This is a genomic window from Methanocorpusculum sp. GPch4 (genome assembly GCF_012062385.1).
Lineage (GTDB): Archaea > Halobacteriota > Methanomicrobia > Methanomicrobiales > Methanocorpusculaceae > Methanocorpusculum > Methanocorpusculum parvum.
The window spans coordinates 1-4,461 of the sequence record NZ_SIJA01000051.1; the positions used below are offsets into that span (position 1 = coordinate 1).

The window sequence follows — 4,461 nt, forward strand, 5'->3', positions numbered from 1 at the left end:
CCCTCACCGGGCGTCGAGTCCTCGCCCGCGGTCGGGTTTGGCCCCAAGGACCAGATCGAAGCCGGACTCCCCATCCTGAAGGACATGGGGGTGGACGTCGCTCCGGTCCAGACCCTCTTCCAGCAATCCAGCGCTGCGGGGCGGACCGGGAACCTGGAGAGCCAGCGCGCCCTCGAGAAGCAGGCCCTCCAGGCGGCCGCGCGCCTGATGGATCAGTCCTTCACGGCGCAGATGGCCCCCCTGAAGAAGAAGGCGACCCAGGCCCGGATCCAGCAGGCCGCGGCTCAGGCCGAACAGGCGAAGGTCAAGGCCGAGGAGGGGCGTCTGACCGACGCCGTCCAGGTCTACCGTCAGGCCCTGCAGACCTTGAAGGGGGACTGAGGCCCCGGTCTCTTCAGTGGAGTTCGGGTGACCAGTGGTCGAAGCTGCGGACCATCTGTTCGTAGACCGGCAACGTCTCTTTCAGGCGCCCTTCGGGGCAGAGCAGGACCAGGGCAAAGCACTTGGGCCGCGCGATCACGTAGGTCGCGATGGCCATCCAAGGCAGGGCCTGGTTCTTGAATATGACCCGGCGGACCTTCCTTCTTGTGTCGAAGCGTCCCGCCTTCGGCTGGCTGGACGAGACCTCCGTCACGGCGTGGATTCGCGGATCGTGCAGCAGGAAGGCGTCGTCCATCGCCGGCACGTCGACGTCCAGGGGGCGGTCGTAGATCCCGAAGGGGGCACAGATCACCCGAACCTCGTTCTGCGCCGGAGGGGCCACCAGGCGACTCCGCGACCGATTCATCTGGGTTGGGGTGCAGATGACCCAATCGCCGGGGATCTGGAAGCTGTACATGTAGCCCTCATGCCGCATGGTCTTCCACGCCCCGGGGCTCGGAGAGGGGGGGGCCATCGCCTCGGGCACGGGGATGGCCCACATGTTCAGGTCATCCGGCGAGGAGGTCTCGGGCTCGGGCCGGGCCGGGGATTCGGTCCGGCCGGGCGGCTCGACGGGGACCGGGGATTCGGTCGGTCCGGGCGGCTCGACGGGGGCCGGGGGGCTGGAGGGCGAGAGGAGGACCCGGGCCAGAACCATCACCATCGCCGCCACCAGGCAGGCCAGGACCAGGCGCCGCCTGTTCCGGGTTCCGGGAATCGTCTCCATCGATCAGGACCTCCTTGATGTTGCGGGTGGGGCCGGGAATCCTCGGGGCCTGGGCGCCCCTGGCCCCGGGCCAGGGATTCCGGTGGCGTGGTTCTGGACTGGCTGGATTCCGGTTGGAGTCACGAGCCGAGCAGGGGCTTGGGCCATGGCAGGTGCTCGCTTCCCTCCTTGGTCTGGTGGAGCTCGCGGCGGGTCGGATGTCGGTAGAGGGTCCAGGGGGCTGCCGGGCCTTCGCTCCACGTGGCGATCGCTTCGTATTCCGACAGCCAGGTTCCCTGGATCTCGGGTTGGCCCACGATCAGGACCAGCGAGGTGGTCGGATGGGGCGCGGGGTCGGCAGACATGAAGTTCTCGACCAGCACCACCCGCTGCCGCAGCAGGCCCTCGAACATCAAGCCGTCCACGTTCCCTCGTGCTCCGGGCTGAACCAGGGTGGTGATCCGCAGCTCGCGGGACTTCTCCATCTCGGCCAGGACCCGTTCGGCGATGGGGCCGATCTCCCGGTCCGGGATGCCGACCCGGTTGTACCTGGGGATGAACCAGCTCAGCTCGCCGTGGCCGGTCAGTCCCAGGGTCCAGCGATGCGAGGGCGTGAACCGCTCGGGGAAGGAGACCCCAAGCTGGTACATTCCCAGAAGAAGCACGCCAGGAGCCAGGAGCGGAGGGAGCCAGCGGATCCGGCCCCACCATCCGAACCCCAGGCTGGTGACCAGGACCGTGGCCGGGAGGATGTAGCGCGGGTGCGGGGGGACTCCGGCCAGCGAGTAGATGACCGTCGGGGCGAGGATTCCGCCCAGCAAGAGCAGGGTCGGGATGCGCAGCGGCCGGATGGCCAACCCGGCCACGGTCCCCAAGGCCAACCACACCGGGGCCAGCCAGATGCTGGTCCCCAGGGTTCCCGTCATCACCCCCAGGGCTTCCCTCATGGGGAAGTTCTGGGCCAGGTCGGATCCGGCCTTGTACAGAAGCACGGAGGCGGACAGGAAATACCACCATCCGCAGACCAGGAAGGCCAGCGTGAAGGCCCAACTGAGGCCGACACCGGGGCTCCAGCCATCCCGTCGCCGGATCCAGGCCGCCGCCACGGCCAACCAGGCCCAGGCGCCTGTGGCCCGGACGAAGGGAACGACCGGAAACACGGGATCGGTCGTCGGAGGCCCGTCCTGGAAGAGGGTCGCGGTCAGGGCCAGGCAGGCCAGGCTGCCCAGGACCAGAATCTGCGAGCCCCTTCCAGCCTTCCATGCCAGGAACAGTGGCCAGAGCAGGGCCGGAGCCGTGAAGAAGAGGAAGGACCACTTCGAGAGCATGCCCAGCGCCAGGACCAGGCCCAGCGCCAGGGTCGGCCCCGGCACGCGCCCGCCCCGCGAGGCCAGCAGCAGGGCGAAGAAGACCGCCACCATGGCCAGCGTTCCGACTTCCAGGAAGTAGGCCGTGAGGTTGATGGGAAGCCAGGGGTTGCCGGCGGCCGCCAGGAGGCAGAGCATCCCCCCGCCCCGGCCTCCGAGCTCGCGGCCGATCCACCAGGCGCCTGCCAGGAGCGGGGGCAGGAACAGGACCTGGGAGCCCAGGGCCACCAGGTGGGAGAATCCGAAGAGGGCGTAGCAGGCGGCGCTGACCAGGAAGGAGAGCGGAGGATAGTCGTCCGCCAGAAGCGGCAGGCCGCTGGCGAGGCGCAGCCAGACCACCACGCCCTTCTGGATGGAGCGACCGGAGTGCTCCGGCAGGGACTCGGGGTGGGCCTGGATATAGCCCAGGCACAGCCAGACCAACCCGCCGGTCACCACCGCCAGGACGACCAGTTCCCATATCCGGATGGTGGGCCTCTCCTGCATCAGGGCCTCCTGCTCGGTTCCGGAACCTCAGGCGCCCGGCTCGGGTGCAGGAGGGGGGTCGGCCGGCGTCCGGCGCAGCAGGCGCAGGGCCACCATGGCTTCCCGGACGAGGGTCTCTTCATCGCGGCTCTCGGCCACCCGCCTCTGGGCGTCCAGCGGCATCAGGGTCAGGACGAAGAGGTCCCCTTCCCCTTCAAGGTGCCAGGCACGGGTCTTTCCAAGTCGGTCCCGGCGATCCTCGTCCAGGAAGCGACGGAGGGCACCTTCATCGGGTCCTCCGACCAGGTAGCGACGGGCGAATTCGGCCGGAGAGGGGAAGTCGACCGGGTTGGCGGCCTGCTGGAAGGCCATCCGCAGCGCCTGGTTGGCCAGGTCGGCCAGCATGCCGCCCTGCTCGAGCAGCGGCACCAGCGAGATCCTGGGCAGGTCCAGCTCGTCGCAGCGCACGGCGGCCAGGGCCGTGGCCTGGAGCTGGCCCGAGGGCACCCCGGAGGTCTCGAGCAGGTAGAGCCGGGCCCCCTCGACCTGCCGGTCCCAGACCTCCAGGATGCGGGGAGCCTCGCCTTCCGGTGTTCGGAACAGGTCGCGGATCCGCTCGACGGTCTGGGGATCGACGGCTCCGCTTCGGCGCAGCCCCATGCCCTCGCGACGGGCCTGCAGCTCGTTCCGAAGCCGCCGGGCGCGCCGACGCGAGCCGGCCACCAGCCAGCCCACCAGCAGGGCCACGCCCACCAGGACCAGCCCTCCAGGAACAAGCGGGTCGGAAAGACTCATCTCCGGACTCCGGAACTCTTCTGATGCCAGAGAAGCCCCCCTGCGACGGGAAGGCCCAGGGATGGGGTGGGGTGCGAGGACTTCAGGATCATCAGGAACTCTGCGCCACAGATTCGCCGCCCGCAGGATCGAAGTCCTCTCGCCACTGCTCTGCGGTCTGCTCTCGGACGCCGAAGCGCCTGGCCAGGAAGTCGATGGCCGTCTTGCCGCTGAGCAACTCGAGGACAGCCTGGGTCTTCTCTTCAGCCCCACGCCGCCCAGGTCGCCCTCGCGGAGCTGGGGAGGCTTCGCCCTCCAACTTGGGGTTCGCCTCGTGGCCTTGCGCATCCATGTTCATGCTCGTTCCTCCCGGTAGTTCGCCGGGGGTATTCCCACGAGGGATCTGTCAACCTCTTCGAGGGATACGCCATACGGGCGGAGACCTCCAGGTCCATCAGGAAGTGCACGGCGTGCTACCAGCTCTCTCAACAGGTCCTCGTCACTCGCCAGCGCGGCCTTGCGCAACGTCTCCGGAAATGGCAATCTCGGATCGGCCATCGGCAGGGTCTTCCTTGGTCGTTCGTTTTGGTTTCAAATCACCAGAGGCCGCGCCGATGGCCTTCTTGTCAAGTTCCGGAAGTGACCCCGGATCCGCCGCCTGGCGTGAGAACCGAGGGCGTCGAGGCGGGTCTGGATGCAAGGAAGGCGTGCATCGAGGAGCGGAGCGTA

4 protein-coding genes are annotated in these 4,461 nt (G+C 68.6%); 1 reads left to right on the forward strand and 3 read right to left on the reverse strand.

What is annotated here, in order from left to right:
* On the forward strand, window positions 1–381 hold a 381-nt coding region (locus tag EYA77_RS04350; protein WP_167815982.1), incomplete at its 5' end, for a hypothetical protein.
* A gap of 13 nt (window positions 382–394) precedes the next feature.
* On the opposite strand, the gene EYA77_RS04355 is transcribed toward EYA77_RS04350, so the two are convergent.
* The 3 genes from EYA77_RS04355 to EYA77_RS04365 all read right to left on the reverse strand — a co-directional run bounded on the left by EYA77_RS04355 (window position 395) and on the right by EYA77_RS04365 (window position 3,753).
* Window positions 395–1,147, reverse strand: coding sequence for a hypothetical protein (locus EYA77_RS04355; protein WP_167815983.1), 753 nt, complete (start codon window positions 1,145–1,147; stop codon window positions 395–397).
* A gap of 119 nt (window positions 1,148–1,266) precedes the next feature.
* Complete coding sequence (locus tag EYA77_RS04360) at window positions 1,267–2,979, reverse strand: glycosyltransferase family 39 protein (protein WP_167815984.1); 1,713 nt, start codon at window positions 2,977–2,979, stop codon at window positions 1,267–1,269.
* Window positions 2,980–3,006: 27 nt separating this feature from the next.
* Entirely contained in the window at window positions 3,007–3,753 is a 747-nt protein-coding gene (locus EYA77_RS04365; RefSeq protein WP_167815985.1) for a hypothetical protein, read from the reverse strand.
* Window positions 3,754–4,461: the final 708 nt, after the last annotated feature.

Bases quoted from the DNA above. Each gene is read 5' to 3' on its own strand.
- EYA77_RS04360 (WP_167815984.1), bottom strand. From the start codon at position 2,979: ATGCAGGAGAGGCCCACCATCCGGATATGGGAACTGGTCGTCCTGGCG.
- EYA77_RS04355 (WP_167815983.1), bottom strand. From the start codon at position 1,147: ATGGAGACGATTCCCGGAACCCGGAACAGGCGGCGCCTGGTCCTGGCC.
- EYA77_RS04365 (WP_167815985.1), bottom strand. From the start codon at position 3,753: ATGAGTCTTTCCGACCCGCTTGTTCCTGGAGGGCTGGTCCTGGTGGGC.